The sequence below is a fragment of the Novosphingobium sp. Fuku2-ISO-50 genome (genome assembly GCF_001519055.1).
Taxonomy (GTDB): Bacteria; Pseudomonadota; Alphaproteobacteria; order Sphingomonadales; family Sphingomonadaceae; genus Novosphingobium.
In genome coordinates this window covers 1-25,135 of sequence record NZ_KQ954288.1, presented here as the reverse complement: position 1 = coordinate 25,135, position 25,135 = coordinate 1, and the positions used below count along the sequence as shown (strand labels likewise).

Below are 25,135 nucleotides of genomic sequence, written 5' to 3'. Positions count from 1 at the left end.
GGCAGGGCGCTTCTGTCGGATTAGCCGTTCAATTTGTCCTTCACGGCCTTGGCGGGCGCGAATGTCAGCTTCTTCGAAGCCGCAATCTGGATGGTCGCCCCGGTCGACGGATTGCGACCTTCGCGGGCCTCGGTCGCCTTCACCTTGAACTTGCCGAAGCCGTTCAGGCTGATTTCATCGCCTTTGGCTGCTGCTTCGGCAATCTCGGCAAACACGCTGTCGACGAGCTTGCGCGCATCGGCCTTGGTCAGCCCGTGTGCGGCCGCAATGGTATCGGCAAGGTCATTGTTGTTCATCGCTTGAAACTTCCCTGGATAGAGGAACAGACACCGCTAGCGGCAAAGCGCGCGAAAATCCACGCACCGATAGCCCGGACACCCGGCAATATCCTGGTGATATCAACCGCAGGGCGCTGGGCTAGTGTCAATCGCCCGCCGCCTGAAGGTGCATGCATCAAATACCGCACATCGCGGCGATGGTTTCGGGCCGAATCATCGCTGTCGATGCGGCAAGGGCCACCAGCAGGAGGCCGGCGGCGATCTGGATGCCCGGATGCCGGGCCAGGGGGCGCAGCGATCCGGCGGCGATGGTCCCGACGGCGAGCAGGGGGACCGTGCCAAGGCCGAATCCCGCCATGAGCCGGGCGGCGGCGAGGGGCGAGCCGGTTGCCATCGCAAAAAACAGCGCGCCATAGACCATGCCGCAAGGCACGAATCCCCACGCCATGCCCGACAGCAAGGCCGCCGACCGCGATCCGAAGGGCAATCGGCGCTGCAGCTTGCCCATGTTTTCCGAAATGGCGAGGAAGGCGTTGTCGAGCGGCCGGATGCGCGGCGCCAGCCCGGTCATCGACAGGCCCATCCAGCCCAGCGCCAGCGCCGCCGCCGATCGCAACACGCGGTACAGCAACGGGTGATCGAGATGCCCCAGCGCGCCCGCCCCCAGCGCGCCGACCAGGCAACCGGCCAGCGTATAGGACAACACCCGACCGGCCTGGGCACTGGCTGTCAATTCGATCCGGCGCGCCAGGCCCTTGTCCGGATCCAGCGACAGGACGATGGCGGTCGAGATGCCGCCGCACATGCCGATGCAATGCAGGCTGCTGACCAGGCCCATGACGAACCCACCTGCAAAACTCAGATTTGTGAGCATGGCGACAGGCGCGTTGCGGCGCGTTGGCTCTGAAGGCGGGGGTGGCGTTGCTGATTCACGAGGTTTTACCTGGCACCAAGTTGCCCGTGATGCCAGGTGAACTTTTGCACTGCGCGGCAAGCTCCCTGTCGGAATGCCCATGGCTGCGCTGGAAAAGATCCCCCACGTGGGCTAGGTTCCGGCGATGACCAAACCGTTCGAAAGACATCGGCAGCCCTGGACTGCCGACGAGATCCAGAAGCTGCATGCTTTGGCGAAGAAGGGCATGGCGCTCAAGGCGATTGCCAAGGCCCTGACGCGCAGTGAGGAATCCGTCAAAGACCGTGCCAAGGCCGATCAATTGGGCATAGCGAAGCTGCGCTGAACGGGGCCAAGCTGCGCTGAACAGAGTCAGTCGCGGAAAAGGAGCGGCAGATCGGTCTGGCCCGACGATGCGGGCGCGGGCTGTGTCACGGCGAAAACCGCGTTTAGCGCGTCGCTGTCTTGCGGGTCTGGCCAGGCCATTGCGCCTTTGCCGCACAAGGCGTCGAGGCCGGGCGATGGCGCACCCGTCGAGCGCGCAAAGACGGGCACGAACCGCAACGTGTCAAGCTGCTCCACGGCGCCGGCCCAGGTGCCGCCCTTGTTCGGATCGGCACTGATCACCAGCGCTGCATCGGCCAGCGCATAGATCAGCTTGTTGCGCTGCATGGCGTTGCCGACGGCGAATCCGGCGCTCGGGTCATAAGGTGACAGCAGCAGCAGGCGCCCTTCGCGCAAGGGGCCGCGACAGGCGCGGTTCATGGCCGTTTTTTCCAGACTGTCGGCCAGAATGCCAAGCGCCCTGCCACCGGCTTCGAGCGCGCCGTGCATCGCGGCCTGATCGATCCCTTTGGCCCCCCCCGAAACGATCGTCCGCTCGGCGCCCGCCGCCAGCCCGCCGACCGCCGTCGTATAGCCGATCAAGGCCTCGTCCACATGGCGCGATCCGACCACGGCCAGCCCGCCCGTTTCGATCAGCGCCTTGTTGCCGCAGCCATAGAGGATGGTCGGGGCATCCTCGCGCAGACGCGCTTTCAGCCGCCGGGGATATTCCGGATCGGCGCGGCTGATCACCCAGATGGCGCGGGCTTGCCAATGCTCGACAACCTGCCCGAGCAGAAAGCCGCGCTCCAAAAGGCGTCGCAGGCGCGCTTCGTCGATCACCGCACGGCAGGCCCGCAGCAGGTCCGCCGCGTCGGGCGCGATGAGGTCCGCGGGCTGGCGTTGCAGATCGCGCAAATGACGGGCGAGGCGATTGTATTCTCCGGGTGTCAGCAGGTCCGATGACGATTTGCTGCGCCCAAGCATCAGCGGGGCGGTGAGCAGCAGGATGGCCTGGGTATTGGGGGACAATGCGCCGGTCATTGATCATGTCCCGTCTGCGCGAGCGCCACGGGCCAGACCGCGCCGCTGCCGCCCTGACGCAACAGCCAGGCGGCGACGGTCAAAGTCCAGCGGGAATCGACCAGATCGTCGATCAGGATGACCGGCCCGCCCGGCAGCGGAGGCCCTGCGAGCGCGAGCGAACCGTCGAGGTTGCGCGCCTGTTGCGTGCTGTTGGCCATGGTCTTCTGTTCGGGCCTGGGATCGGTCCTGACGATGGCCGGATGAAACGGCAGGCCCAGTGCCGCCGCCAGCCGCGCGGCAAAATCGGGAACGAGGACGGGATGGCGCAGCGATGGAACGCAGGTCACCCAGCTTGGCCGGGGCTGGGGGTTCCATTCGCGGATCATCGTCGCACAGGCCTGAACCAGATCATCGGCAAACCGGGCGTCATGAATTTTGCCTTGGCGGACAAGGCTGCCCCAACCGGCATCGCCCCAAAAGCACAGGGCTTTTCCCGGCATCGCCTGTCGCCCTGCGGCAATCGCTCCGTTGATGCGGTATTGCGGCATGCCGCCGACCGGCCATTTCTTGCGCGGCTCGACCGGCAGGCTGGTCCGGCGCAAAAAGGCGATGGCATCCTGCGTGATGGCGGCGCTGATCGCGGTCGGCAGCGGCGGGAGCGTCGGCGCGGTGACCAGGCCGGGATCGCCATCGAGCGCGCGGATCAGAAAGCCCATGTGTTCGCCAAAGGCCAGGGCGACATAGTCCTGCATCTGCCGGTTTTCATCATGCCGCAATTGCGTCAGCCGTTCGGCGCGCGCCCAGAATCCGTCGCTCAGTTCGGCTGCGGTCAATTGCCACCGGGTGCCCTGCTTGGCGATCGGCGCGGGCGATTCGAGCGCAAGCAGGGCGATCGTCTTGTCGATGCGCCCCATGCTCAGATTGACGCGGCCAAGCAGTTCGGGGATCGACAGACCATTGTCCGCTTGCTCAAGCGCGTGCAGCACTTCGGCGACTTCGGCGCGCGTGGGAAAGGCGCTGCGGATGAACCAGGCGTTGATGTCCGCTTCTTCCTGACCGCTGAGCAGCACGCCATAGGCTGCAGGCAGCGCGCGCCCGGCGCGTCCGACTTGCTGGTAATAGGCGACCACCGAGCCCGGCATCTGGTAATGGATGACAAAGGCCAGATCGGGCTTGTCATAGCCCATGCCCAGCGCGGTCGTGGCCACCAGCGCCTTGACCCGATTGGCGATCAGCGCGTCTTCGAGGTCTTCGCGAAGTGCGCCCGATTGTCCGGTATAGGCCTCGACGGCAAAGCCCCGGGTCTTGAGCCAGTCGGCGACCAGATGGGCATCGCGCACGGTCAACGTATAGATGATCCCGTGCCCCGGCAGCGTGGCCAGGCGTTCGGCCAGCCAGGCAAGACGCTCGGCCTGGCTCGGCAGGCGGATCGTCTGCAGCGAAAGCGAGGCCCGGTTCAGGTCGCCGCGTGAAACGGCAAGGTTTGGCCCGAGCACATCGGCAAGATCGCCCATCACGCGGTCATTCGCGGTCGCTGTCGTGGCGAGCAGGCGCAAATTGGGCGGAAGCGTTTTGACGATCCGTTCGAGCAGGCGGTAATGCGGGCGAAAATCGTGGCCCCAGTCGGAAATGCAATGCGCCTCGTCGATGACCAGCATGGCGATGCGCGCGGCCATCCCGGCCAGAACATGCGCGCGGAACCGCTCGTTAGCCAGTCGCTCTGGCGAAATCAGCAGGATGTCGATATCGCCGCTTGCCAGCCGGGCCTCGACATCGCGCCATTCGTCGACATTGTCCGAATTGATCGTGGCGGCGCGAACGCCCATGCGTTCGGCTGCGGCAATCTGGTTCCGCATCAGCGACAGCAACGGCGAAATCAACAGCGCCGGGCCACTGCCCGCCTTGCGCAGCAATTTCGTGGCAATGAAATAGACGAAACTTTTGCCCCACCCGGTCTTTTGCACGACCAACAGCCGCCCGCGCCCTTCGACAACATGCCGGATCGCGTCTTCCTGCCCGTCGCGAAACGTCGCATCGGCCCGACCGGAGCCGATCCGAAGCAATTCCAGCGCGCGTTGCGGATCATAGGTCATCGCTGGGCTCACTATGCCGTCTGCGCTCCGAAAGCGAGCGCGACTCTGTGTAAGGCGTTTGTCGGGAGTGCAACTTGCTGGTAGAGTTCATAACCGGATTAACGTATTCTTCCGGATCGACTAATTTCCTGCATCCCATGCCTGACAAAGGTGACGTTGGCTGCGGTCAAGCCAGGGATACGTGAGCGATGAGTGTGAAGGCATATTATCTAGCTCCCATCGCTCAGTTTTGCGCCGATAATGATGATCGAATATTGGGCGTTCTAACTAGCCATCACCATCATGCTCTTGATATACAGCAACGCTTTGCATGGTCTGAGCAAATAAATATTTTGAAGTACGCATTGTCGACGTTCGCTGGAACGCTACTTTTGGAGTGTTACGTTCCGCGCATGGGTAAACGCGCCGATGCGGTCGCTCTGATTGGCGGGGTGGTTTTTGTTCTCGAGTTCAAAGTTGGTGCGCAAGACTATGGGCGCGAGGCTCTGGCTCAAGTCGAGGACTATGCGCTCGATCTCAAGAATTTCCATGAAGGCAGCCACTTATTGCCGATTGCGCCGGTTTTGATCGCCACGAATGCGTTGTCGTCGGAGCGTCAGCGACTTGAATTCGCAGATGACATGGTAGCAGCCCCGCTACGGACGAATGCAGCGGGCATTGAGCACCTTGTGCGCGATGTTTTGGAGGGCCAAGCGTTTGCGGCGATTGACGAACAGGGTTGGTTGGATGCGGGGTACAAGCCAACCCCCACGATTATCGAGGCAGCTCAAACGCTGTATCGCACGCATAGTGTTGTCGATATTGCCCGTTCCGACGCCAGCGCGAAGAATCTGCAAGAGACCAGTGCCAGCGTAAGCGCGGTGATCGACAAGGCGCGGAGCTTGGGGCAAAAGGCGATTTGTTTTGTCACTGGCGTTCCTGGCTCTGGAAAAACGTTAGCGGGACTCAATATCGCTACCCGGCGATCTGAAGAACATTTGGACGAACATGCCGTGTTTCTTTCGGGCAATGGGCCTTTGGTGGATGTGCTGCGCGAAGCACTGGCGCGCGATAAAGCTGTCCGCGAAGGCGTTTCAAAGGCCCAAGCAGAACGTGCCGTGCGCAGTTTTGTCCAGAACATCCATCATTTTCGTGATCACTACGTTGGCAATGCCGACGTACCTACAGAAAAAGTTGTGGTGTTCGATGAAGCTCAGCGAGCGTGGACGCGTGAGCAGGCGTCTTCGTTCATGCAGCGCAAGCGCGGACAGTCAGATTTTGATGTGTCAGAGCCCGAGTTTCTCATCAGCGTCATGGATCGGCATCCGGATTGGTGTGCGATCGTTTGCTTGGTTGGTGGCGGGCAAGAGATTAACACGGGCGAAGCTGGAATTTCAGAGTGGATTCATGCCATTGAGGCCCGCTTTCCGCATTGGACCGTGCATGTTTCGCCGCGCATTACGCTTCCGGATTATAGTGCGGGGACTGATGTCCGCCAATTCCTGGCTTCATCGCGCGTACGTCAAGATGTGCATTTACACCTCGCGGTGTCGATGCGCTCCTTTCGCGCAGAAGCTTTGTCCGATTTTGTTGGTTACATCGTAGACAATGATCCCGATGCCGCACGATCGGCGTATGATCAGATCCGTGAAACCTACCCGATCTATCTGACCCGGGAGCTGGGCGTGGCGCGGGCGTGGCTACGTCAACAAGCGCGCGGCACAGAGCGCTTTGGCTTAGTCGCATCATCTGGCGCACAGCGCCTTCGGCCGATCGGGGTTTACGTCAAAGCCGCGATCGATCCACCCAATTGGTTTCTCAATGATGCTATGGACGTGCGCTCTTCCTTTTATCTGGAAGAAGTTGCGAGTGAATTCGACGTCCAGGGACTGGAACTCGATTGGATGGGCGTGTGTTGGGATGGCGATTTCCATCACAATGGCGATGAGTGGGTTTGCCAAGCTTTCAAAGGTCGTAAGTGGCAGTCAGTGAGAGAAATGAATCGGCGGCTCTATTTGAAAAATGCCTACCGCGTGATCCTGACGCGCGCGCGGCAAGGGATGATTATCGTCGTTCCAGACGGTGATGCAGACGATTGGACGCGGCCAGGCTGTTTTTATGACGGGACATTCGGCTTCTTGAAGCGTTGTGGGCTGCCAGCGCTCGATTGAACGCAGTTGTTGGTCAGGAATGTGGCGTCCTCGCAAACTGAGGTGAGCCAATATTGCGACGGCGCTCTGCCGACAGTGCCCCCTCGCCCGCGGCGGTGCGGTTTTTCGCTGATACTGGTCGAAAGCACCATTGCGGGCGGCGCGGGTTTGTGTCCTTGTTTGGCGGCACGGTGAGGGGGTGTGAAATGGGTTTCCGAGAACATCCGTTGCGTCGGCAGGTGGTGGGCGAGATGCATTTGCGTCGCTGGCCGGCGCTGCGTGCGCCGATGGTGGTGATTCAGGTGTTGCGACTGGTCGATGAACCGACGCGCCTCGCGGAGCGCGCGGTGTTGGGCAATGGGGTTGCGACGCTCGAACCTTCGGATAATCCGCGCCATTGCCAGGGCGTGATCGCCGGTGTGCCGTTCGTGTGGGAAGCCCATAGCGAAGCCAGCGGGTTGACGCTGTTTGTCGATTCTCTCGCGATTGGGCCGGATTTCGACAGGCATCCGGCGCTCGACTGGGCGGCGGCGTTTCCGGGCGAGACCTTGCGCGCAACGCGGATCGCGATTGTCGGCAGCGAGGCCGAGGCCGAGGCGATGCTGCCGACCATCGGCTTCGTCGACAGCGACATGGTCAGTTGCCACCTGGGTGATCAGGCGATCGGTCGGGTCCGGATCTGGTCGGATTTCCGCATTGGCGCGGGGGGCTTTGGCCATTTGCTGATTGCCGCGCCCGACCTTGCGCCGGGGGATCTGTCGCGGCTGGTGCAGCGGTTGCAGGAATTGGGCAATTATCGCAATCTGGCGCTGATGGGGCTGCCGGTGGCGCAAGCGGCCTGGGGCGAACTCGGGGGGATCGAGCAGGCGCTCAGCGAACTGGCGAATGAAGTGGCGCGGCCCGATGTAACCGACGACATGCTGCTCGATCATGTTTCGGCGCTGTCGCTCGATCTGATGGCGCTGTCGACGCGCGGCGGGTTTCGGATGAGCGCGACCCAGGCCTATGCGCGGCTGGTGGAGGAACGGCTCGACGATTGCGCGCCGCGCGCGATTGCGGGCTATCCCTCGCTGACCGATTTTACGCAGCGGCGCCTTTTGCCCGCGGTGCGCACGTGTTCGGCGCATGTCCGGAGGGTCGACGAACTGTCGCAGCGCGCCGACCGGTTTGCCGCTTTGTTGCGCACGCGGATCGAGACGCGGATCGAAAACCAGAATGCGCGCCTGCTCGAATCGATGGAACGTTCATCAAGCCTGCAATTGCGCCTGCAACAACTGGTCGAGGGGCTGTCGGTGGTGGCGCTGAGCTATTACGGCATCGGCCTGATCGGCACTATGCTCAAGGCGGCCGAACATGCCAATCCCCGGATCGATGCGGCGCTGTGGATCGGCGGTCTGGTCCCGGTGGTGACAGGTGGCATGTGGTGGGGTCTGCACCGCATGAAGCACCGGTTGCTCGGCAGGCATTGATCGCGCAATGGGCCGGATTATCCGTCGATACGCGGCAGCAGGGCGGCTTCGATGGCCGGATAGAAATGGCTGACGCTGCGTTGCAGTTCATAGCGCGCGGCGGCCATCGCGGCGAACCGCGCCGGGATCGGCATGTCGCCCGCCTCGGTCATGTCGAGCCCTTGCGCCGCCGCCTGATGCAGCGCGCCATCGAGCCAGGTCAGCCAGTCGCGCGTCTGGGCAATCGCGCTGCCGTCGCGATCGACCGGGCCGTGCCCCGGCACCAACAAACCGTGTGGAATGGCGCTGAGCTGATCGAGCGAGGCGCGCCATTGCGCGAGGTCGGCATGCGGCGTCGCAGGCGCACGGTCATGAAACACCAGATCTCCGGCGAGCAACACGCCGCTTTGCTCATCCTTGACCACCAGGTCGCAGCCGCTGTGTCCGCGCATGGCATAAAGCGTCAGGCGCCGCCCGCCGATCGTCAGCGCGCCGGGCGCGAGGCGCCGCCCCGGCAGGACCAGCCGCGTATCGCGCATCCAGTCGGCGAGCATGCGGAACATCGCATCCGACATGCCGGGCTCGTCGCGTTCGATGTCTGCAATCGTGCCGGGCAAGGCGCCGACCAGCGCGGGATCGAATGCAGAGGCACCCAGCGCGTGATCGGGGTGAAGATGACTGATCAGGACGAGTGCGGGCGCTTTTCCGGTCAGGCGCCGCGCCAGCGCGGACAGGTCCGCGCCATAGCGTTGCGAGGGGCCGCAATCGAACAGGATCGGCCCGGCTTCGCTTGCCAGAATGACGCTGTTGGCAATCGCCCCGCCATTGTCGAAGCCGATCGGCGCATCGCTGCCGCGCACCACCCAGACGCCGTCGGCCAGCAGGTCTGCCTGCGGTTGGTAATGCCCGGCAAAGCGTTCTGCGCGCGCGGTTCCGCACAGTGCGGCGGCGCCCAGCGCGCCCAGGGCATGCCGCCGCGACCACAGCGTCATGGCAGGCGGCCTGAAAATTCACGCCCGTTGCTGTCGCGCATGGCGATCGCGATCGGTCGCATCTCGTTCGCGGGCAGCAGCAGCGTGAACGCCGGATCTTCCGAGACAGAGCCCGACACGGTCAAGCGCGCGATGTCTTCGCCGCCTGCGGTAATGCGCACGGTTTCGAGATTGTAGGCGGGGATATTGTCGACCAGCCCGGTATCCATCGGATGACGCACCGAAAAACGCAGCCGGGTCGCCTCTGCCGTATGCCAGACCGCGCCGCGCACTTCGCCCAGATGATCGGCCCAATCGCCGCGCGCGCGGCTGGCGGGCGGGGCCGAGCAGCCGCCGCCTGCCGCATCGACCCAGACCCCGGTGACATGCCAGACGCCATCATCGGTTTGCGCGGCGACGCGAACCGGCGTGCGCTGATCGAGCTTGATGCGCAAGGCCAGCCAGGGCGCGGCCTTGCCCGGCGCGAAATCGATCGGCACCGGAATCGGATCGAGATCGACCAGCACGACGATGCGCCGGACATGGGGCAGGGCGCGCGCGTCGAGCGTCAGGGGAAAGACATGCTGGTTTTCCGCCAGCATCGGCACGGACATCCGCACGCGCGGATCGAAGGTGACGGTGTCGTGGCCAAACAGCCGTTCGGCCTGCATGTCCCACATCGGGGAATGCAGCGGATCGGGCGGGGTGGCCGCATGCGCGACACCCGCCAGGAGCGCGATCAGCGCCGAGCCTGTTTTCCATCCTCTCATACCAAGAGCCTATGTAGACTGTGTCGCGACCTTGTAAAATAGGTCCAAGGGAGAAGGCATGAGCGATTTGCACAAGACCGGGCTGAGCCGACGTGCCGTCATCGCGGGGGCGGCCCTGCTGGCTGTCCTTGCGCGGGATGCGTGCGCCCGGGACGCGCTGTTCGATGCTGAGGGCTATCGCTGCGCGCGCTATCGCGCCGTGATCGACCGGTTGCCGGACCCGGCGGCGCGCATGGCCATGGCGACGGCGCTGGCGTTGGGCGCGGATGGCCTGTTCCTCGATGTCCTGCCTGCCGAAGGTGCGGTGCGCGATGCCGATGGTCACTGGTCTCTGGCCGAGCCGCACGAGACGATTCCGGGCGCCTTGTGGTTCCCCGAAACCGGACGCGTGCCGGTCGATCCCGCGTTGTGGCGCGCGCTGGCGGAGCATGTCGCGGCATGGCGGCGCGATCATCCGCATGGGCCGATCGTGGTGTTTTGCCGCGCCGATTGCTGGATGAGCTGGAATGCCGCGCGGCGATTGGCCCGCGCGGGCGTGGCGGGTGTCTTTTGGCTGCCCGAAGGGATCGACGGCTGGCACGACGCGGGCCGCGCGCTCGTCGGTGTCACTCCGCAATCGTCCTGATCGCCCTCGTTCCAAGGTACAATTGGCGCCTGCAGTGGGCCCGCGCAAATTGGCGTGGTGTATCGCGCCCGTCGGGAATGCTGCGACGGCGCATGGTTCAGGAGAGTTCGATGCTGCAAGAGGCCTTGGCCAAGTTCGCCGGCAAGTCGCTGATCAAGGAGCGCTTTGACCATTTCATCGGCGGTCGCTGGGTCGCCCCGGTGCGCGGGCAATATTTTGACAATCTGTCGCCCGTGACCGGAAAGCCGGTGTGTCAGGTGGCGCGCGGTACGGCCGAAGACATCGAGGCCGCGCTCGATGCTGCGCACAAGGCGAGCCCCGGATGGGGCAGCACCGCGCCCGGCGAACGCTCGAATGTCATGTTGCGGATTGCCGACCGGCTGGAGGCCAATCTCGATCTGCTCGCGCTGGTCGAAACGATCGACAACGGCAAGCCGATCCGTGAAACCATGGCCGCCGACATTCCGCTCGCGATCGACCATTTCCGCTATTTCGCCGGCTGCATCCGCGCGCAGGAAGGCTCGATTTCGGAAATCGATGTCGATACCGTCGGTTATCACTTTCACGAACCGCTCGGCGTTGTCGGGCAGATCATTCCGTGGAACTTTCCGATCCTGATGGCCGCGTGGAAGCTGGCTCCGGCGATTGCGGCGGGCAACTGTGTCGTGCTCAAGCCCGCCGAACAGACGCCGATGTCGATCCTCGTGCTGGCCGAACTGATTGCCGACATTCTGCCTGAAGGCGTGCTCAACATCGTCAACGGCTTTGGCCTCGAAGCGGGCAAGCCGCTTGCCACCAGCAAGCGCATTGCCAAGATCGCATTTACCGGCGAAACCTCGACCGGTCGGCTGATCATGCAATATGCCAGCGAAAATCTCATTCCGGTGACGCTGGAACTGGGCGGCAAGAGCCCGAACATCTTCTTTGCCGACGTCGCCGCGCATGACGACGATTTCTTCGACAAGGCGCTCGAAGGCTTTGCCATGTTCGCGCTCAACCAGGGCGAAGTCTGCACGTGCCCGAGCCGCGCGCTGATCCATGAATCGATCTATGACCGCTTTATGGAGCGGGCCATCGCGCGGGTCGAGGCGATCAAGATGGGCAATCCGCTCGATCCCTCGACGATGATCGGCGCGCAGGCTTCGAACGAGCAGCTGCAAAAGATCCTCTCGTATATCGACATCGGGCGCGGTGAAGGTGCGCAAGTGCTGACCGGCGGCGCGCGCGCGGTCCATGGCGGCGATCTGGCCGAGGGCTATTACGTTACCCCGACCGTGCTCAAGGGGCACAACAAGATGCGGATTTTCCAGGAGGAAATCTTTGGTCCCGTCCTCTCGGTGACCACTTTCCGCACCGAGGAAGAAGCGCTGGCCATCGCCAACGACACGGCCTTTGGCCTTGGCGCCGGGGTGTGGAGCCGCGACGCCAACACCTGCTATCGCTTTGGCCGGGCGATCCAGGCCGGGCGGGTGTGGACCAATTGCTATCATGCCTATCCCGCCCACGCCGCGTTCGGCGGGTACAAGCAATCGGGCATCGGGCGCGAAACGCACAAGATGATGCTTGACCATTATCAGCAGACGAAGAACATGCTGGTCAGCTACAGCCCGAAAAAGCTCGGGTTCTTCTGATCCCCATGCGGCGCGGATCGGGGGAAGGCCCGTTTCGCGCCGCCAAGCCTGTCGGGAGAAAACGATGTCTGATGCAACCGGTGCGGTCGTGGTGACCGTGCTCTATAACGAACCCAGCGATCCGGCGGCGTTCGAAGCCTATTACGAACAGACGCACATGCCGCTGGTCGGTAAAGTCAAGGGCATCGACCGCGCGGTGCTGATCAAGGGGCTGCCCGGGCCCGATGGGTCAAAACCGGCGTATTACCGCGTGGCGCAACTGTTCTTTACCGATGCTGCGGCCATGGCTGCCTCGCTCGGATCGCCCGAAGGTCAGGCGACGACTGCCGACATTGCCAACTTTGCCGATGGCGGGGTCACGGTGCTGGTCGGTGCGGTTGGCTGAGCCGGACCGGACCCTCGCGCCGCCGCGCGTCGTTGCGACGCCGGCGGCCGAGGCGCTGATTGCTGCGCTGATTGCGCGGCATGGGCCGATCATGTTGCATCAGTCTAGCGGATGTTGCGACGGATCGGCGCCGATGTGTTTCCTGCGTGGTGAATTTCGCGTTGGCGCGGGTGATGTCCTGCTGGGGTGCATTGCGGGTGATACGCCGGTCTGGATCGGCGAGGCGCAGTTTGCCTGTTGGCGTTACAGCCAATTGGTCCTCGATGCCGCGCCGGGGCGCGCGGCGGGGATGAGTCTGGAAACGAGCGAAGACATGCGCTTTATCGCCCGCGCGCGCCTGTTCGACGATGCCGAAGTCGACCTTCTTGTCAGCGCGGGAGAGCCGCCGCGCGGATCGGACGCCTGAGCGCACTGTTCCCGTTCCCCAGAGCCCGCTGTTCCATTGCCGAGACAGCCTGACATAGGCATTTGTCCGCCTGGCCTATCAAGCGGCGTTTTCCGGGGCTAAGGCTGGCATCGCCCATGATGCAATCCGCCAAAGAGCGGGCAGGGGCGATCAAGGCGGCAACAAGTCGCAAGCTGCGGGAGAGGATAGCTTGGCAAAGTCCTGCGTGGACGACGATCTGATCGTCATAACGTCGCGCTGCGGTGATGCGGATGCGGTGGCTCGTGATCTGGCCCGAGGGCTGGACGGGCGCGCACTCGCGGGCGCTATCGTATTCTGTTCGCATCGTTTTGTTCGACAGCCGCTTGCCGGTGCGATTGCGCGCGCGGTCGGGGATGTGCCCTTGGTGGGCTGCACGAGTGCGGGCGAACTCAGCGATCGCGGCTATGACGAGGATTGCGTCGTGTTCATCGGCTTTCCGGCGGAAAGCTTTCGCATGGCGGTGCATTGCTTCGACGATCTCGACCATTTCGACCCGGCAAGCGGGGCGCGCGCCATTCGCGCCATGGCGGGCCTGATCAATCGCGATGCGCTGGCGGTCGACGGCTTTGCCAATCAGGCCGCGCTGTTCCTGGTCGACGGCCTGTCGCATCGCGAGGAATTGCTGGCGATGACCGTGCAGGAAGCGCTGGGCCAGACTCTGCTGGTCGGCGGATCTTCGGGCGATGGCATGCTGTTTCGCGAAACCGGGATTCTTGTCGGCGACCGCTTCCTGACCGATGCGGCGGTGGTGGTCATGCTGGCCAGCCGCCGCCCCTTGCATGCGTTCAGCGCGCAGCATTATGTGCCCGGCGCGGAAAAGATGGTGGTGACTGCGGCCGATCCCAATGCCCGCGTCGTCCATGAAATCAATGCCCGCCCTGCCGCAGACGAATACCGCCGCGTCGCCGGTGGCACGTCGCCGGGTTTTGTCGGCGAGCCGCTGAATTCCGCCTTTTTCGCGGCGCATCCGCCGATGGTCCGCGCCGGCGGCGGCCATTATGTGCGCGCGATCCAGTCGGTCAATCCCGATGGCAGCCTGACCTTCTATTGCGCGATCGACAGCGGCGTGGTGCTGACCGTGGGGCAGCCGCTCGATCGGCTGAGCCAGTTGGAAACGCTGTTCGACCAGATCGACAGCGATGTCGGCGGGATCGATCATGTCATCGCGTTCGATTGCGTGCTCAACCGCATCGATGCCGAAAGTCGGCAGTTGTCGGGCGCCGTGTCGCAACTTTACAGCCGACGCGGGGTCGTCGGGTTCAACACCTATGGCGAACAGTTTCGTGCCGCGCATATCAACCAGACGCTGAGCGGGCTCGCCATCGGACGATGAGCGCGCCCGCCGGCCTGCTTTCCGCAACGGATGAGGTGACCGCGCTCAAGGCGCGGGTCGAACAGCTTGAAGTGATCAATGCCGCGCTGATCGATCGGGTCGAGCGGGCGAGTTCCTTTGAGGGCAGTGCCTTTTCGATGTTCGAGACCGCGATCACGCTCGAAGCGCTGGTGCGCGACCGGACGATGGCACTCGAAGCGGCGCTTGCACAATTGTCGCGCGCCAATGCCGATATTGCCGAGGCCCACAGCGCGGCGGAATCGATGCGCACGCGTTTGCGCGATGCGATCGAATCGCTGACCGACGGGTTTGCGCTCTATGATGCCGACGACCGGCTGGTCATGTCGAACACCGCGTTTCGCAAGCTATGGCCCGAACTCGCCGATCTCGACGACGATGCGCGCTTCAGCGAGCTGGCGCAGGCCGTCGCGCGCGGGCGGCGCACGATCGGTTCGATGGTGTCGCCCGATCGCTGGGTGGCAGAGCGGCTCGCGCGGCATACCCATGCGCGCGGCATACATATTCAGGCGCTGGCCGACGGTCGCTGGTTTCAGATCAACGAGATGCGCACCTCGGAAGGCGGCGTTGTCGGGATCTATACCGACATTACCGGGGTCAAAGTCGAAGAAGCGCGCCAGCATGCCCGCCAATTGGCCGAACACAACCTCGCGCTTCAGGCAACGCTCGATACCCTGTCAGAGGGCGTGTGCCTCTATGACCGTGAAGGCGCGCTTCAGGTTTATAACGGCGGGCTTGCGCTCCTTTTGGGGCTGCCGACGGACGATCACGGCGCGATTGCGCTGCACGACGGACTGGTCACGCATTGCAGCGCGATGGGGCTCGATGAAGACATCCTGTGCTGGCGTGCCGGGCCGGGGGACCGCCGCGCGGCGACGGGGCGGCTGGGCGATCGGGTGGTCGAGATCCGTTCCACTCCGATCCAGTCGGGGGGCATGGCCTACAGCTTTGACGATGTGACTGATCGCGCGCTTTACGAACGCACTTTGCGCGAGGCGGCCGAAACGCTCGAACGGCGGGTTGCCGAACGCACCCGCGCGCTTGAGGCCGAAGTGGCCGAGCGTCGTGTGGTCGAGGGACAGTTGCTCGCGGCCAAGACCGCTGCCGAAGTCGCCAACCGCTCAAAGACCAGCTTTCTGGCGGCGGCGAGCCACGACCTGCTGCAGCCGCTCAACGCCGCGCGGCTGTTTGTCGCGGCGTTGAGCGAGCGACGGCTGGCTTTGCCGACGCGGGCGCTCGTGCGCCAGACCGGGGTTGCCCTGGATTCGGTCGAGGAATTGCTGGAAGCGTTGTTTGAAATTTCGCGGCTCGATGCCGGTGCGGTCAAGCCCGAGATCGGCTCGATCGAAATCGACCGCATGCTCGGTGCGCTGCGCATCGAATTTGCCACGCCTGCCAAACAGGCGGGGCTGAATTTGCGCATTCCCGACAGCGGGCTGTGGGTGCGCTCCGACGTGCGCATGCTGCGCCGCATCCTGCAGAATTTCGTATCGAATGCGCTGCGCTATACGCGCCAGGGCGAAGTCGTCGTCGAAGTCACCGCGCACGACGGCTTTGCGCGGATCGCGGTCAGCGATACCGGGCGAGGGATCGCGCCTGAACATTTCGTCACGATCTTTGAAGAATTCCGCCGCCTTTCGCATGATCGGGGCCCGGCCGGAAACGGCCTCGGCCTCGCCATCGTCAAGCGCGCCAGCGAAGCGCTGGGGCACAGGGTCGAAGTGTCATCCGTGCCGGGCGAGGGGTCGCAATTCGCGGTGTGGGTGCCGCTGGGCGAGCGCTTGCGCGAAGCATCGCCGGTGGCGCGTGGCCGCGAACGCCACGAAGACGTCGGTGGCGGCGGCAGCGTGTTGATCCTCGATAACGATCCGGCCATTCTTCAGGGGATGGAGGCGCTGCTCGAACGCTGGTCCTATCGCGTGCTGACCGCGCCTTCGCTCGACGCGCTGACAGCCCGCATCGCGCAGGGTCAGATTGCGCAGGGCCAGATCGCGCAGGGCCAGATCGCGCAGGGGGGGGCTCCGCCCGCGTCATGGCCGCCGGCGTTGATCATCGCCGACTATCATCTCGATGACGGTCAATTGGGCGATGACGCTATCGCTGCGCTGCGCGATCGTCTGGGCACGCGCACGCCCGCGCTGATCATTTCCGCCGATCGCAGCGAAGAAGTGAAAGCGAAAGTGCAGGGCGCGGGCCTTGCCATGTTGCACAAGCCGGTCAAACCGGCGCAATTGCGCGCGCTGATGCGAACGTTGATGAGCTGATTGCGTCCGACGTTCAGTGAAAACCGACCCGGTTCGCCAGGATCACCGCCTGGGTACGCGAATAGGCGCTCAGTTTTTGCAGGATCGCCGAGACATGCGCCTTGACCGTGGTCATCGAGACATCGAGTTCATAGGCGATCTGCTTGTTGAGCTTGCCATTGACGAGATGGCGCAGCACGACTTTCTGTTGCGGGGTCAGCGCTTCGATGCGGCCGAGGATCGAGGCTTCTTCGCGCGCGGCGTCGTTATCCTGATCGAGCACGCTGGGGATATAGATCTCCCCTTCGAGCACTTGCTTGAGCGCTTCGATGATCTCGTTGCGTTTCAAGGATTTGGGAATGAACCCGGCGGCCCCTGCGGCCAGCGCCTCGCGCACGGTGTTGCGGTCCAGCGCGCCTGAAACCATCACCACGGGAATGCTGGGAAAGGCATCGCGCAGCGTATTGAGCCCGGAAAAGCGCGAGACGTCGGGAATGTTGAGGTCGAGCAGGACCATGTCCACTTCGCCTGCGGTCTGCAGCGCGGCTACCGCCTCGGCCAGCGCACCGGCCTCCAGAATATCGCAGTCGGGAAAGCTGATTTCGAGCAGGCTGCGCAATCCGTCGCGCACCAGCGAATGATCGTCGACAATCAGTACCCGCTCCATCGGCACGCCCGTCATCCTGTCGTTGAACGCGCTGAGCATAGCCTGTGTTTCCACGTAAGCATCGTGCAAAAAAGTGGGAACCGGTTTTTTGCGATAAACGATGCGACAGCAAAAGTGCGTCGTTACCCGCTCTCCCGGTCGGGAGAGCGGGCGCGCGACTTTTTTAGTGCTTGGGCAGTTTGAACACCCAGAGCGAACCGCCCTGGCTGATTTCCTTGAATGTCTTGGCAACTTCGCCGCCCCACAGCGGCACCGCGCCGCCCCAGCCGGACATGACCGCGACGTATTGTTCGCCGTCCTGTTCCCAGGTGATCGGCGAGCCGACGACGCCCGAACCGGTCTGGAATTTCCACAGTTCCTGGCCCGTCCTGGCGTCAAACGCCTTCAGATAGCCTTCGGGCGTGCCGGTGAACACGAGATTGCCGGCGGTGGTCAACACGCCGCCCCACAGCGGGGCCTTGTTCTTGTATTCCCACACGATCTTGCCGGTCGTCGGGTCCATCGCGCGCAGCGCGCCGATGTGATCGGGCGCGATCGGCTTGATCGTGAATTCCGCGCCGAGATAGGCCGCACCCTTTTTATAGGTGATCGGCTCGTTCCAGATGTCCATGCCCCAGTCGTTCGACGGGATGTAGAACAGCCCGGTCGCTTGCGAATAGGCCATCGGCATCCAGTTCTTGCCGCCCAGGAAGCTGGGCGAGGCAAACACCGACTTGCCCTTTTCGGCGCCGTTGGGCGCGCCCGGACGGTTATCGTCGATGAAGTTGGGGCGCCCGGTCTTGGGATTGTAGCCATTGGCCCAGGTCGTCTGCATGACGAACTTGTTGGCGCTGACGAACTTGCCGTTGGTCCGGTCGAGCACGAAGAAATAGCCGTTGCGGTCGGCCTTGGCGCCAAGCTTCATCGGCTTGCCGTTGATCGTCGCGTCAAACGGGATGAATTCGTTGACGCCGTCAAAGTCCCAGCCGTCGTGCGGGGTGGTCTGGTAATGCCACTTGATCGTGCCGGTATCGGGATCGATCGCCAGCGTCGAGGCGGTATAGAGATTGTCGCCGGGGCGCATGTTGCTGTTCCACGGGCCCGGATTGCCGGTGCCCATGTAGATCAGGTTGGTGCCCGGATCATAGGTGCCGCCCAGCCAGGTGGCGCCGCCGCCGGTCTTCCACATGTCGCCGGGCCAGGTGGCATTGAGCTTGCCGGTGATCCCGTTGTCCTGGCCATGGAGCGTGCCCATGTTGCCTTCGACCGTGGGGCGCGACCAGATCAGCTCGCCGGTGTTGACATCGCGCGCTTCGGCGCGGCCGACAATGCCGAACTCGCCGCCGGAATTGCCGTAGATCACCATGTCCTTGACGATCATCGGCGCGGCGGTGGCCGAATAGCCCGCCTGATAATCGGCGATGGTCTTGTTCCAGATGACTTTGCCGGTGTGGCGATTGAGCGCGATCAGATGGGCATCGAGCGTGGCGAAAATGATCTTGTCGCCATGGATCGCAGCGCCCCGGTTGACCACGTCGCAGCACGGCATGATTCCGTCGGGCAGGCGCGCGTCGTATTCCCACTTCTTTTCGCCGGTGCGCGAATCAAAGGCAAAGACGCGTGAGTAAGAGCCGGTGACATAGATCGTGCCGTCATAGACGATCGGCTGCGATTCCTGGCCGCGCTGCTTTTCCCCGCCCAGCGACGAGGCAAACACGGGCACGAGCCCCTTGACGTTGTCCGAATTGAGCTGCGTCATCGGGCTGAAGCGCTGTGCCCATGGCCCCATGCCATAGCTGAGCACGTCGCCGGTCGATTGCGCGTCGTTGAGGATGTCCTGGCTGGTCGGGCCGTCGGCGGCGATTGCCGGTGCCGAGAGCGCAATCGCGCATGTCATTGTCAGGCTGCCGAGGGCCAGACCGCCGAGGCCGCGCTTCAATCTCGATTTCATGCAAGCTCTCCTGTGACTTTGCCGCCCCCTTGATGTTGCGGCTAAAGATGACGCAAGGCGCGGGACTGCCCCCCTGATCGCCTTATGGACCGACCCTATGCGAAGTGACGGGGTCAGCAATTGAACCTTAGACCTATCAGGCAGCGATGGCCGCATGCCATTCGACGCCGTGGCCGCCAAACAGCGACGCCATCTCGCCGCTCCTGATCATGTCGGCGACGATCGTTTCGAGCGCGTCGCCCAGAGTCCGGCTGTTGTCCTTGACCGCCATGGCAATGTCCCATCCGGGCGAAACCATCGCCGGGATCGGCCCCTTGCGCCGATGCAAGTCCTTGCCGGGATAGTCGTGCAGCACGGATTCGACTTGCGCCCGCGTGGCAAGCGCGGCGTCGGCATCGCCCTTGGCCACGGCCTCGGCCGCTTCGTAACCGCCCTGATAATGATGCACGTTGCTGCGCAGCAGGCCGCCGAATCCGCCGACCAGATAGGCGTCGGATACAGACGCGGTTTCTGCCGCGAGCCTGCGCCCGTGAAGCTGCGGGGGCAGAATTTCGCAATCGCTCTGTTCGTTGCCGCAGACCATGGCGAAACCTTCGCGATAATAGGGCGCGACGATCGCCACCTGGTCGTTTTTCATCATCAGATCATGATCGAACGGGACATGGAGCATCACGTCGCAGACCTGAAACCCGAGCAGCCCGCCGCGCCAGACCGTGTTGCGGAAATCGGCGCCGAGATCATCGCCGGGCATGAAGGCGACGACATCGGCGCGCACGCCCAGCTTCGTCGCCAGCGCGCGACCGAGATCGGCATCGATTCCGCGCACCGTGCCGTGATCGTCCCACGACCAGGGGCGATTATCGGCATAGACCGCGATGCGCAGGGCGCCGATTTCGCGCACTTTGGCAAGCGGCGCCGCTGCAACCCGCGCGGGCAGCAGCGAAGCGCCGCCCAGCGCCAGCGCGCCGCCGAGCAGCGCGCGACGGGAAAGGATGTCACTCATCGGTGTGCTTGGTTTCGAGCCAGGCGCGGATCGCCCAGCCGGCCTTTTGGCCGAGGATTTCGCCCATCGGCGGCATATAGACTTTGCCGTCATGGCTCGATCCGTGGTGATAGCGCTGCACGAACCATTCGTCGCCGCTGTCGCCGAGTTCGAGATAGCGCAGATCGGGCGCGATCCCGCCGGAAATGGCGCCAAGCCCATGACACCGTGCGCAATTCTGGGCAAATGCGGATTCGCCGATCTCGATTGCCTTGGCATTGCCGCGATAGGGATTGTGCGTCAGCCAGGTGTCGTTATCGGGCTGAATGTCGGGCAGGGCGCTGGTATCGACCGGCTGCGGCGTGACATTGCCGTGGGCCAGCAACTGGCTGCTGATGCCGATCGTGGCAACCGCCATGGCGCTGGCCAGAATCAGACGCGCCGACGCCCGAAACGACAACTTGGGCGGCGTAAACTTGCGGATCATTTCAGGTTCCTCCATGGGCGCGCCGCCGGGGCCGGGCGCGGCGCCGCCGTCAGACATCGCATGCTTGCTGTTATCCGCGATACTGCACGGGCCATATACTAACCCATTGTACCTTAGTACGGTATGCCCGTCTGGCCGGTAAGTGGATAACGATTGGCATGTCCGTTTTGTGCACCCTTTCGCTCCGCCCGGTTTGCAGCATGGTGTTGAGCAGCGTGTTGGCGCTCGGTGTCGGGGGCGCGGCTCTTGCGCAGAGTGGGGGCGCGGGCACGGCCTATGTCTCCAACGAGCGCGGTAACAGCGTCACGGTGATCGACCTTGCCGCCGACAAGGTCGTTGCGACCTGGCCGGTGGGGCAGCGCCCGCGCGGCATCGCCCTGTCGCGCGATGGCACCAAAGTCCTTGTCGCGGTCGGCACCGACAACGCGGTCGAAGTGCGCGACCGGCAGAGCGGGCGGTTGATCGCCTCGCTGCCTTCGGGGCAAGACCCGGAACAATTCTGGCCCTCGCGCGACGGGCGCATGCTTTATGTGTCCAATGAGGACGATGCCGCCGTCACCGCGATCGACCTCGCCAAAGGCGAAGTCGCCTGGCAAGTGCCGGTCGGGCGCGAACCCGAGGGCGTAACCGAAAGCCCCGACGGAAAATGGCTGGTGGTGACGAGCGAAGACCAGCATTTCGTGTCCTGGATCGACATCGCCACGCGCAAGGCGATCGACCAGACGCCCACCGCACACCGCCCGCGCCATGTCGAATTCACCCCCGATGGACGGGATTTGTGGGTCGCCGACGAAACCGGGCAAGTGGTTCAGATCATCGATGTCGCAACACGCAAAGTCACCGCGACATTGTCGTTCGCCTCGCCCGAAACGCAAAGCTACAAAGTCATGCCCTGCGGCATCCGCTTTACCGACGGCGGGCGCCTTGCGGTGATCGCGCTGGGCCGGGCCAACCAGATTGCGCTGGTCGATGTGCAAAGCCGGACGGTTACGGGCTATGTCCGCGTCGGCGGGCGGCCCTGGCACCTGGCGATCACCCCCGACGGCAAGCACGCGATCGTCGCCAACGGCATGACCGACAATGTCAGCGTGGTCGATCTCGCAGCGCGCAGCGTGATTGCGACCGTTCCGGCGGGCGGATCGCCGTGGGGTGTGGCGATCGCGCCCTAAGCTATTGGTCCAAAGTATCAGGGCCCAAAGTCCAATTCCGACCCTCGCCGTGCCGACGCATTGTGCGCAGCAATCCAGCACAGATCGTGCGGAAGAAGTGAGGGGATACCAATGTCTGCGAAACGGATTTTCGGTGGCTGTGCCGCCGCGATGGCGCTTTGCCTGGTGGCGACGAGCGCGCATGCCGGCACCAGCGAGGCCTTGCTCAAGCGCCTGCATGACAAGGGCATTCTGTCCGACGACGACTATGCCGACCTGATGAAGGAAGAACAGGCCGAGGAGGCCAAGGCCGCCGCGCCCGCGCCCGCCCCTGTGGCAACCGCGGCGCCTGTCGCCGAATCTGCATCGGGCCGATTGATCAAGGCATCCGACAGCGGCATCGGCTTTGAAGTCGGCGGCGCCACGGTCAAGTTTTCGGGCTCGGTCAACGGGTTCTATGTCCATGACGCCACCCAGACGCCGGGCGCCCACACTTCCGTCGTCGGCGGCGTCGCCGATGTCGGCAGCAATGGCGTCAGCTCGGTGCGCAACGGCCTGTTGCCGGGCTTCCTCAAGATCGATGTGACCACCAAACAGGGCGGTTGGGACGTCGGCGCGCATTTCGGCATGTATCCGGGGATCAACAGCGCCAACTATGGCGCGCTCGGCGCCAACAACGGCGGACAACCGACTGCGCTCGCCACATCGGGGATCGATTTCCGCCAGACTTACCTGACATTCGCGCGTCCCGATTTCGGCGAAGTGAAAATCGGCCGCGACATCGGCCTGTTTGGCTCAGACGCCATTCTCAATGACATCACGCTGCTCGCCTCGGGCTCGCCCGGCGGCAATGTCGCGCCCGCCAACACCACGCTCGGCCGCATCGGCGTGGGCTATATCTACACCGATTTCCAGCCGCAGATCACCTATACGACGCCGGGTCTTGCCGGTCTGCATCTGTCGGTCGGCGTGTTTCAGCCGCTGGAATCGCTGTCCGGCCCCGCCCAGGCCAACAGTCAGCCCGGTTTTCAGGGCAAGCTGACCTGGGACGGCAAAGTGGGCGGCGTGGGCCTGCACACCTGGGTTTCGGGCATTACGCAAAAGCACGATGTCGTGACCGGCGGTTCGTACACCGGGCAGGGGCTCGATTTCGGCGGCAAGGCCACGGCGGGCCCGGTGCAGTTGCTGGGCTATTACTACACAGCGACCGGCCTCGGGACGACCGTGCTCAACTTGTTTGACACCGATACCTTTGGCAACCGCCGCGGCAGCGACGGCTATTATTTCCAGGCGCTGGTCACACTGGGCAAGTTCACCGCCGCAGGCAGCTATGGCGCCAGCCTGCTGCACTATGCCAACGACGCCGACGCGATTGCCAATCCGACGCTGGTCGACAAGAACGCCAGCGCGGTCGGCCAGTTGCGCTATGGCCTGACCAGTTGGGTCACGCTGATCGGCGAATACACCCACACCACCGCCACCGCCCACAACGGCAACGAAGCCAAGAGCGACGCCCTCGCGCTGGGCGGCATCCTGTTCTTCTGATCAAGGCGAATTCAAAACAACGGGGCCGGTGGCGCAAGCTGCCGGTCCCTTCGCTTGCAATTGCACCGCGTGGCCAATTTTCCCTCGATTTCAGTCGTTGCGGACACTGGGTGCTTTGGCCGATACCGGTCGGCCATTCATGGATCAGCGATAAACCGCCTTCGGCTGGTTTACGGTTGCCGCCAACCTTCGTCCACGCAGTCATGTTGCCAGGCAAAGTCGAACCTGTTGTCGGTAACGGTCTCCCGCCCGTGCTGGCCTTCGATCCAGGGGCCGGCGGTATGATCTATATAGACCACAAAACGCGCGGGCGTTCCAAATCCAGTCGACACGTCATGTGCCAGAACCTTGCCGCATATCTGGCCTGTTCGACTATCGCCGACCACCTGCACATCAGAAAAGCGGGCGGAAGCGTCGCCGATATCAGCGCGGATTTGTACCATACCATCGGCGGCAGCGGCCTGCTTCCAATCTCCCGATCGGCACGCTGCAAGGACTATGGTTGCAAGGACAAGGCTCTGCCGCATGACCGGATACATGTTTGAAATCCCCCGAAAGCTCCATCAAAAAACACAAACATCTGTACGTTAGTATCCGGCCAATTGCGCCAACAAGTCGGTCATTTGGGTAGCAAAGCGAGAGCCTCACGAGCTGCCTTTCATACACGGCCTTCTCAACGAGCTTCCCCTCCTGGAATATCGCGGGTTTCGAAATTATTCACATTTATCGATTGTCAAATAATGTACGTTTGGAGAGTGATCTGCTAGTCTTCGAATCATGGACGCAACGAACACACCAATAGACTTGGACCGCCTAGCGGCTTGCTTTACGGTAGAATTGCATATCGACGCCATTCCACTGGCAGCAGTTGTCCGCGAGGCATTACGCGATGCCTACCAGAGCGGACTGAGCGGGGCACACCTCCGCTGGCAGCTTGCTGACGCGATTGAAGATGGCCTTGGGTTTCTTGGCGATGGCCTTGACCGGCATCTCAATGATGCGGCGCGCGCGAATTGGCGTCGCGACTGTGGTTTGGCCTTCGACAAAGCGCTCAGAAGAGTTTCCTGAGCTATTTCGCCTAAAATCAAAATCGGTCGATCAGGAGAAGGGAAGCGGCAGCTCGCGGCCTCGCCGCTCTTCAAAGCTGCCGTTCCGGATCGTCCGACGTTGCCGACTTATTCCGGGCAGGGGGCGGGGCGCAAAAAGAGGCCGCACCGGAGGTCCGGCACGGCCTTGATCGGCGGTGTACGCTGCGATCAGTGCTGGGTCTTGAGCCAGGCGATCACTTCGGCGCGTTTGGCGGGGTCTTTGAGGCCGGGGAAGGACATCAGGGTGCCGGGGACCATTTGCATCGGGCCGGTCAGCCACTTGTCGAGCGTGGCATCGTTCCAGGTCAGCTTGGCCGATTTGAGCGCGGCGGAATAGGTGAAGCTGCTGCTGGCGGCCTTTTTGCCATAGACGCCCCACAGATTGGGGCCGATCTTGGCGGGGGCGCCCTTTTCGGCATTATGACAGACGGCGCAGCGGGCAAAGGTCGCGGGCGGCGGCGCGGCATGCGCTGCGGCGCCAAAGGCAACCAGGCTGCCGGCGAGCGCGAGCGACTTGATCAAGGGCATGCGAATTCTCCCGAAAAGGACAGACCGAAATCGGCTGTCCCCCGCGTGGCACGCGGCGGCATCGGGTGAAATTGCACTTTGGGCCGGTTATCCCAAGGTGCATTGATCAGAACTTTTCAAGTCCCTCCCCTGAAGGGGATGGGGCATTCACACATTTCACTTTTGTT

Annotated in this window: 24 protein-coding genes; 12 read left to right on the top strand and 12 right to left on the bottom strand. The window is 63.4% G+C overall.

The window, feature by feature from the left end:
* Positions 1-20: 20 nt before the first annotated feature.
* Both AQZ50_RS07335 and AQZ50_RS07330 read right to left on the bottom strand, forming a co-directional pair.
* Positions 21-296, bottom strand: a complete 276-nt coding sequence (locus AQZ50_RS07335) for an HU family DNA-binding protein (protein ID WP_067744846.1) — start codon at positions 294-296, stop codon at positions 21-23.
* 157 nt (positions 297-453) lie between these two features.
* A complete protein-coding gene (locus AQZ50_RS07330) occupies positions 454-1,152 on the bottom strand; it encodes a sulfite exporter TauE/SafE family protein (RefSeq protein ID WP_197412411.1) in 699 nt (232 codons plus the stop codon).
* Positions 1,153-1,336: 184 nt separating this feature from the next.
* On the opposite strand from AQZ50_RS07330, the gene AQZ50_RS07325 reads away from it, so the two are divergent.
* Positions 1,337-1,516, top strand: coding sequence for an SANT/Myb-like DNA-binding domain-containing protein (locus AQZ50_RS07325; protein WP_067744841.1), 180 nt, complete (start codon positions 1,337-1,339; stop codon positions 1,514-1,516).
* Between the two features lie 26 nt (positions 1,517-1,542).
* On the opposite strand, the gene AQZ50_RS07320 is transcribed toward AQZ50_RS07325, so the two are convergent.
* Positions 1,543-2,538, bottom strand: a complete 996-nt coding sequence (locus tag AQZ50_RS07320) for a DNA-processing protein DprA (RefSeq protein WP_082703485.1) — start codon at positions 2,536-2,538, stop codon at positions 1,543-1,545.
* Entirely contained in the window at positions 2,535-4,613 is a 2,079-nt protein-coding gene (locus AQZ50_RS07315; protein ID WP_067744839.1) for a RecQ family ATP-dependent DNA helicase, read from the bottom strand. The genes AQZ50_RS07320 and AQZ50_RS07315 overlap by 4 nt, the downstream gene beginning before the upstream one ends.
* 188 nt (positions 4,614-4,801) lie before the next feature.
* Between AQZ50_RS07315 and AQZ50_RS07310 the strand changes: the two genes are divergently transcribed.
* Positions 4,802-6,763 (top strand): DUF2075 domain-containing protein, encoded by a 1,962-nt coding sequence (locus AQZ50_RS07310; protein ID WP_067744835.1) that lies wholly within the window; start codon positions 4,802-4,804, stop codon positions 6,761-6,763.
* 185 nt (positions 6,764-6,948) lie between these two features.
* Entirely contained in the window at positions 6,949-8,211 is a 1,263-nt protein-coding gene (locus tag AQZ50_RS07305; RefSeq protein WP_067744832.1) for a DUF3422 family protein, read from the top strand.
* 17 nt (positions 8,212-8,228) lie between these two features.
* On the opposite strand, the gene AQZ50_RS07300 is transcribed toward AQZ50_RS07305, so the two are convergent.
* Entirely contained in the window at positions 8,229-9,182 is a 954-nt protein-coding gene (locus tag AQZ50_RS07300) for a quinoprotein relay system zinc metallohydrolase 1 (RefSeq protein WP_067744830.1), read from the bottom strand.
* On the bottom strand, positions 9,179-9,931 hold the full coding sequence (locus AQZ50_RS07295; protein WP_067744829.1) for a quinoprotein dehydrogenase-associated SoxYZ-like carrier: 753 nt from the start codon (positions 9,929-9,931) through the stop codon (positions 9,179-9,181). Before AQZ50_RS07295 ends, AQZ50_RS07300 begins: the two co-directional genes overlap by 4 nt.
* A 58-nt stretch (positions 9,932-9,989) precedes the next feature.
* Between AQZ50_RS07295 and AQZ50_RS07290 the strand changes: the two genes are divergently transcribed.
* The 6 genes from AQZ50_RS07290 (at position 9,990) to AQZ50_RS07265 (ending at position 16,614) form a co-directional block, all read left to right on the top strand.
* The gene (locus AQZ50_RS07290) at positions 9,990-10,556 is read left to right on the top strand and encodes a rhodanese-like domain-containing protein (protein WP_067744827.1); all 567 of its coding nucleotides are present in this window, start codon (positions 9,990-9,992) and stop codon (positions 10,554-10,556) included.
* Positions 10,557-10,666: 110 nt separating this feature from the next.
* A complete protein-coding gene (gene adh / locus AQZ50_RS07285) occupies positions 10,667-12,187 on the top strand; it encodes an aldehyde dehydrogenase (RefSeq protein WP_067745358.1) in 1,521 nt (506 codons plus the stop codon).
* A gap of 64 nt (positions 12,188-12,251) precedes the next feature.
* Positions 12,252-12,572, top strand: coding sequence for an EthD family reductase (locus tag AQZ50_RS07280; RefSeq protein ID WP_067744824.1), 321 nt, complete (start codon positions 12,252-12,254; stop codon positions 12,570-12,572).
* Positions 12,535-12,978 carry a DUF779 domain-containing protein gene (locus AQZ50_RS07275; protein WP_067744822.1) on the top strand — a complete coding sequence of 148 codons (444 nt, stop codon included), beginning with the start codon at positions 12,535-12,537 and terminating at the stop codon, positions 12,976-12,978. The genes AQZ50_RS07280 and AQZ50_RS07275 overlap by 38 nt, the downstream gene beginning before the upstream one ends.
* Positions 12,979-13,183: 205 nt before the next feature.
* Positions 13,184-14,332 carry an FIST N-terminal domain-containing protein gene (locus AQZ50_RS07270; protein WP_231730152.1) on the top strand — a complete coding sequence of 383 codons (1,149 nt, stop codon included), beginning with the start codon at positions 13,184-13,186 and terminating at the stop codon, positions 14,330-14,332.
* Entirely contained in the window at positions 14,329-16,614 is a 2,286-nt protein-coding gene (locus tag AQZ50_RS07265) for a hybrid sensor histidine kinase/response regulator (protein WP_067744818.1), read from the top strand. The genes AQZ50_RS07270 and AQZ50_RS07265 overlap by 4 nt, the downstream gene beginning before the upstream one ends.
* A 13-nt stretch (positions 16,615-16,627) precedes the next feature.
* Here the strand turns inward: AQZ50_RS07265 and AQZ50_RS07260 are convergent, their stop codons facing one another.
* The 4 genes from AQZ50_RS07260 to pedF form a co-directional block, all read right to left on the bottom strand.
* A complete protein-coding gene (locus AQZ50_RS07260) occupies positions 16,628-17,299 on the bottom strand; it encodes a response regulator (protein ID WP_369801397.1) in 672 nt (223 codons plus the stop codon).
* Between the two features lie 124 nt (positions 17,300-17,423).
* Positions 17,424-19,190 carry a methanol/ethanol family PQQ-dependent dehydrogenase gene (locus tag AQZ50_RS07255; RefSeq protein WP_067744816.1) on the bottom strand — a complete coding sequence of 589 codons (1,767 nt, stop codon included), beginning with the start codon at positions 19,188-19,190 and terminating at the stop codon, positions 17,424-17,426.
* A gap of 136 nt (positions 19,191-19,326) precedes the next feature.
* Complete coding sequence (locus AQZ50_RS07250) at positions 19,327-20,193, bottom strand: substrate-binding periplasmic protein (protein ID WP_369801395.1); 867 nt, start codon at positions 20,191-20,193, stop codon at positions 19,327-19,329.
* The gene (gene pedF, locus AQZ50_RS07245; RefSeq protein WP_231730175.1) at positions 20,186-20,590 is read right to left on the bottom strand and encodes a cytochrome c-550 PedF; all 405 of its coding nucleotides are present in this window, start codon (positions 20,588-20,590) and stop codon (positions 20,186-20,188) included. Before pedF ends, AQZ50_RS07250 begins: the two co-directional genes overlap by 8 nt.
* A gap of 269 nt (positions 20,591-20,859) precedes the next feature.
* On the opposite strand from pedF, the gene AQZ50_RS07240 reads away from it, so the two are divergent.
* Complete coding sequence (locus AQZ50_RS07240) at positions 20,860-21,828, top strand: PQQ-dependent catabolism-associated beta-propeller protein (RefSeq protein WP_067744815.1); 969 nt, start codon at positions 20,860-20,862, stop codon at positions 21,826-21,828.
* A 111-nt stretch (positions 21,829-21,939) separates the two neighbouring features.
* The gene (locus tag AQZ50_RS07235) at positions 21,940-23,352 is read left to right on the top strand and encodes a hypothetical protein (RefSeq protein WP_067744813.1); all 1,413 of its coding nucleotides are present in this window, start codon (positions 21,940-21,942) and stop codon (positions 23,350-23,352) included.
* Positions 23,353-23,522: 170 nt separating this feature from the next.
* On the opposite strand, the gene AQZ50_RS07230 is transcribed toward AQZ50_RS07235, so the two are convergent.
* Entirely contained in the window at positions 23,523-23,891 is a 369-nt protein-coding gene (locus tag AQZ50_RS07230; protein ID WP_156427267.1) for a hypothetical protein, read from the bottom strand.
* A gap of 238 nt (positions 23,892-24,129) precedes the next feature.
* On the opposite strand from AQZ50_RS07230, the gene AQZ50_RS20370 reads away from it, so the two are divergent.
* Positions 24,130-24,420, top strand: coding sequence for a hypothetical protein (locus AQZ50_RS20370; protein WP_156427266.1), 291 nt, complete (start codon positions 24,130-24,132; stop codon positions 24,418-24,420).
* Positions 24,421-24,608: 188 nt separating this feature from the next.
* Here AQZ50_RS20370 and AQZ50_RS07225 read toward each other — a convergent pair whose 3' ends face one another.
* Positions 24,609-24,968, bottom strand: coding sequence for a c-type cytochrome (locus AQZ50_RS07225; RefSeq protein WP_067744808.1), 360 nt, complete (start codon positions 24,966-24,968; stop codon positions 24,609-24,611).
* Positions 24,969-25,135 lie beyond the last annotated feature (167 nt).

What these genes read in the sequence shown, in the direction of transcription:
- AQZ50_RS07335 (WP_067744846.1), bottom strand. Translation starts at nt 296, where the DNA reads ATGAACAACAATGACCTTGCCGATACCATTGCGGCCGCACACGGGCTG.
- AQZ50_RS07330 (WP_197412411.1), bottom strand. Translation starts at nt 1,152, where the DNA reads ATGCTCACAAATCTGAGTTTTGCAGGTGGGTTCGTCATGGGCCTGGTC.
- AQZ50_RS07325 (WP_067744841.1), top strand. Translation starts at nt 1,337, where the DNA reads ATGACCAAACCGTTCGAAAGACATCGGCAGCCCTGGACTGCCGACGAG.
- AQZ50_RS07320 (WP_082703485.1), bottom strand. Translation starts at nt 2,538, where the DNA reads ATGACCGGCGCATTGTCCCCCAATACCCAGGCCATCCTGCTGCTCACC.
- AQZ50_RS07315 (WP_067744839.1), bottom strand. Translation starts at nt 4,613, where the DNA reads ATGACCTATGATCCGCAACGCGCGCTGGAATTGCTTCGGATCGGCTCC.
- AQZ50_RS07310 (WP_067744835.1), top strand. Translation starts at nt 4,802, where the DNA reads ATGAGTGTGAAGGCATATTATCTAGCTCCCATCGCTCAGTTTTGCGCC.
- AQZ50_RS07305 (WP_067744832.1), top strand. Translation starts at nt 6,949, where the DNA reads ATGGGTTTCCGAGAACATCCGTTGCGTCGGCAGGTGGTGGGCGAGATG.
- AQZ50_RS07300 (WP_067744830.1), bottom strand. Translation starts at nt 9,182, where the DNA reads ATGACGCTGTGGTCGCGGCGGCATGCCCTGGGCGCGCTGGGCGCCGCC.
- AQZ50_RS07295 (WP_067744829.1), bottom strand. Translation starts at nt 9,931, where the DNA reads ATGAGAGGATGGAAAACAGGCTCGGCGCTGATCGCGCTCCTGGCGGGT.
- AQZ50_RS07290 (WP_067744827.1), top strand. Translation starts at nt 9,990, where the DNA reads ATGAGCGATTTGCACAAGACCGGGCTGAGCCGACGTGCCGTCATCGCG.
- adh (WP_067745358.1), top strand. Translation starts at nt 10,667, where the DNA reads ATGCTGCAAGAGGCCTTGGCCAAGTTCGCCGGCAAGTCGCTGATCAAG.
- AQZ50_RS07280 (WP_067744824.1), top strand. Translation starts at nt 12,252, where the DNA reads ATGTCTGATGCAACCGGTGCGGTCGTGGTGACCGTGCTCTATAACGAA.
- AQZ50_RS07275 (WP_067744822.1), top strand. Translation starts at nt 12,535, where the DNA reads ATGGCGGGGTCACGGTGCTGGTCGGTGCGGTTGGCTGAGCCGGACCGG.
- AQZ50_RS07265 (WP_067744818.1), top strand. Translation starts at nt 14,329, where the DNA reads ATGAGCGCGCCCGCCGGCCTGCTTTCCGCAACGGATGAGGTGACCGCG.
- AQZ50_RS07260 (WP_369801397.1), bottom strand. Translation starts at nt 17,299, where the DNA reads ATGCTCAGCGCGTTCAACGACAGGATGACGGGCGTGCCGATGGAGCGG.
- AQZ50_RS07255 (WP_067744816.1), bottom strand. Translation starts at nt 19,190, where the DNA reads ATGAAATCGAGATTGAAGCGCGGCCTCGGCGGTCTGGCCCTCGGCAGC.
- AQZ50_RS07250 (WP_369801395.1), bottom strand. Translation starts at nt 20,193, where the DNA reads ATGAGTGACATCCTTTCCCGTCGCGCGCTGCTCGGCGGCGCGCTGGCG.
- pedF (WP_231730175.1), bottom strand. Translation starts at nt 20,590, where the DNA reads ATGGCGGTTGCCACGATCGGCATCAGCAGCCAGTTGCTGGCCCACGGC.
- AQZ50_RS07240 (WP_067744815.1), top strand. Translation starts at nt 20,860, where the DNA reads ATGGTGTTGAGCAGCGTGTTGGCGCTCGGTGTCGGGGGCGCGGCTCTT.
- AQZ50_RS07235 (WP_067744813.1), top strand. Translation starts at nt 21,940, where the DNA reads ATGTCTGCGAAACGGATTTTCGGTGGCTGTGCCGCCGCGATGGCGCTT.
- AQZ50_RS07230 (WP_156427267.1), bottom strand. Translation starts at nt 23,891, where the DNA reads ATGTATCCGGTCATGCGGCAGAGCCTTGTCCTTGCAACCATAGTCCTT.
- AQZ50_RS20370 (WP_156427266.1), top strand. Translation starts at nt 24,130, where the DNA reads ATGGACGCAACGAACACACCAATAGACTTGGACCGCCTAGCGGCTTGC.
- AQZ50_RS07225 (WP_067744808.1), bottom strand. Translation starts at nt 24,968, where the DNA reads ATGCCCTTGATCAAGTCGCTCGCGCTCGCCGGCAGCCTGGTTGCCTTT.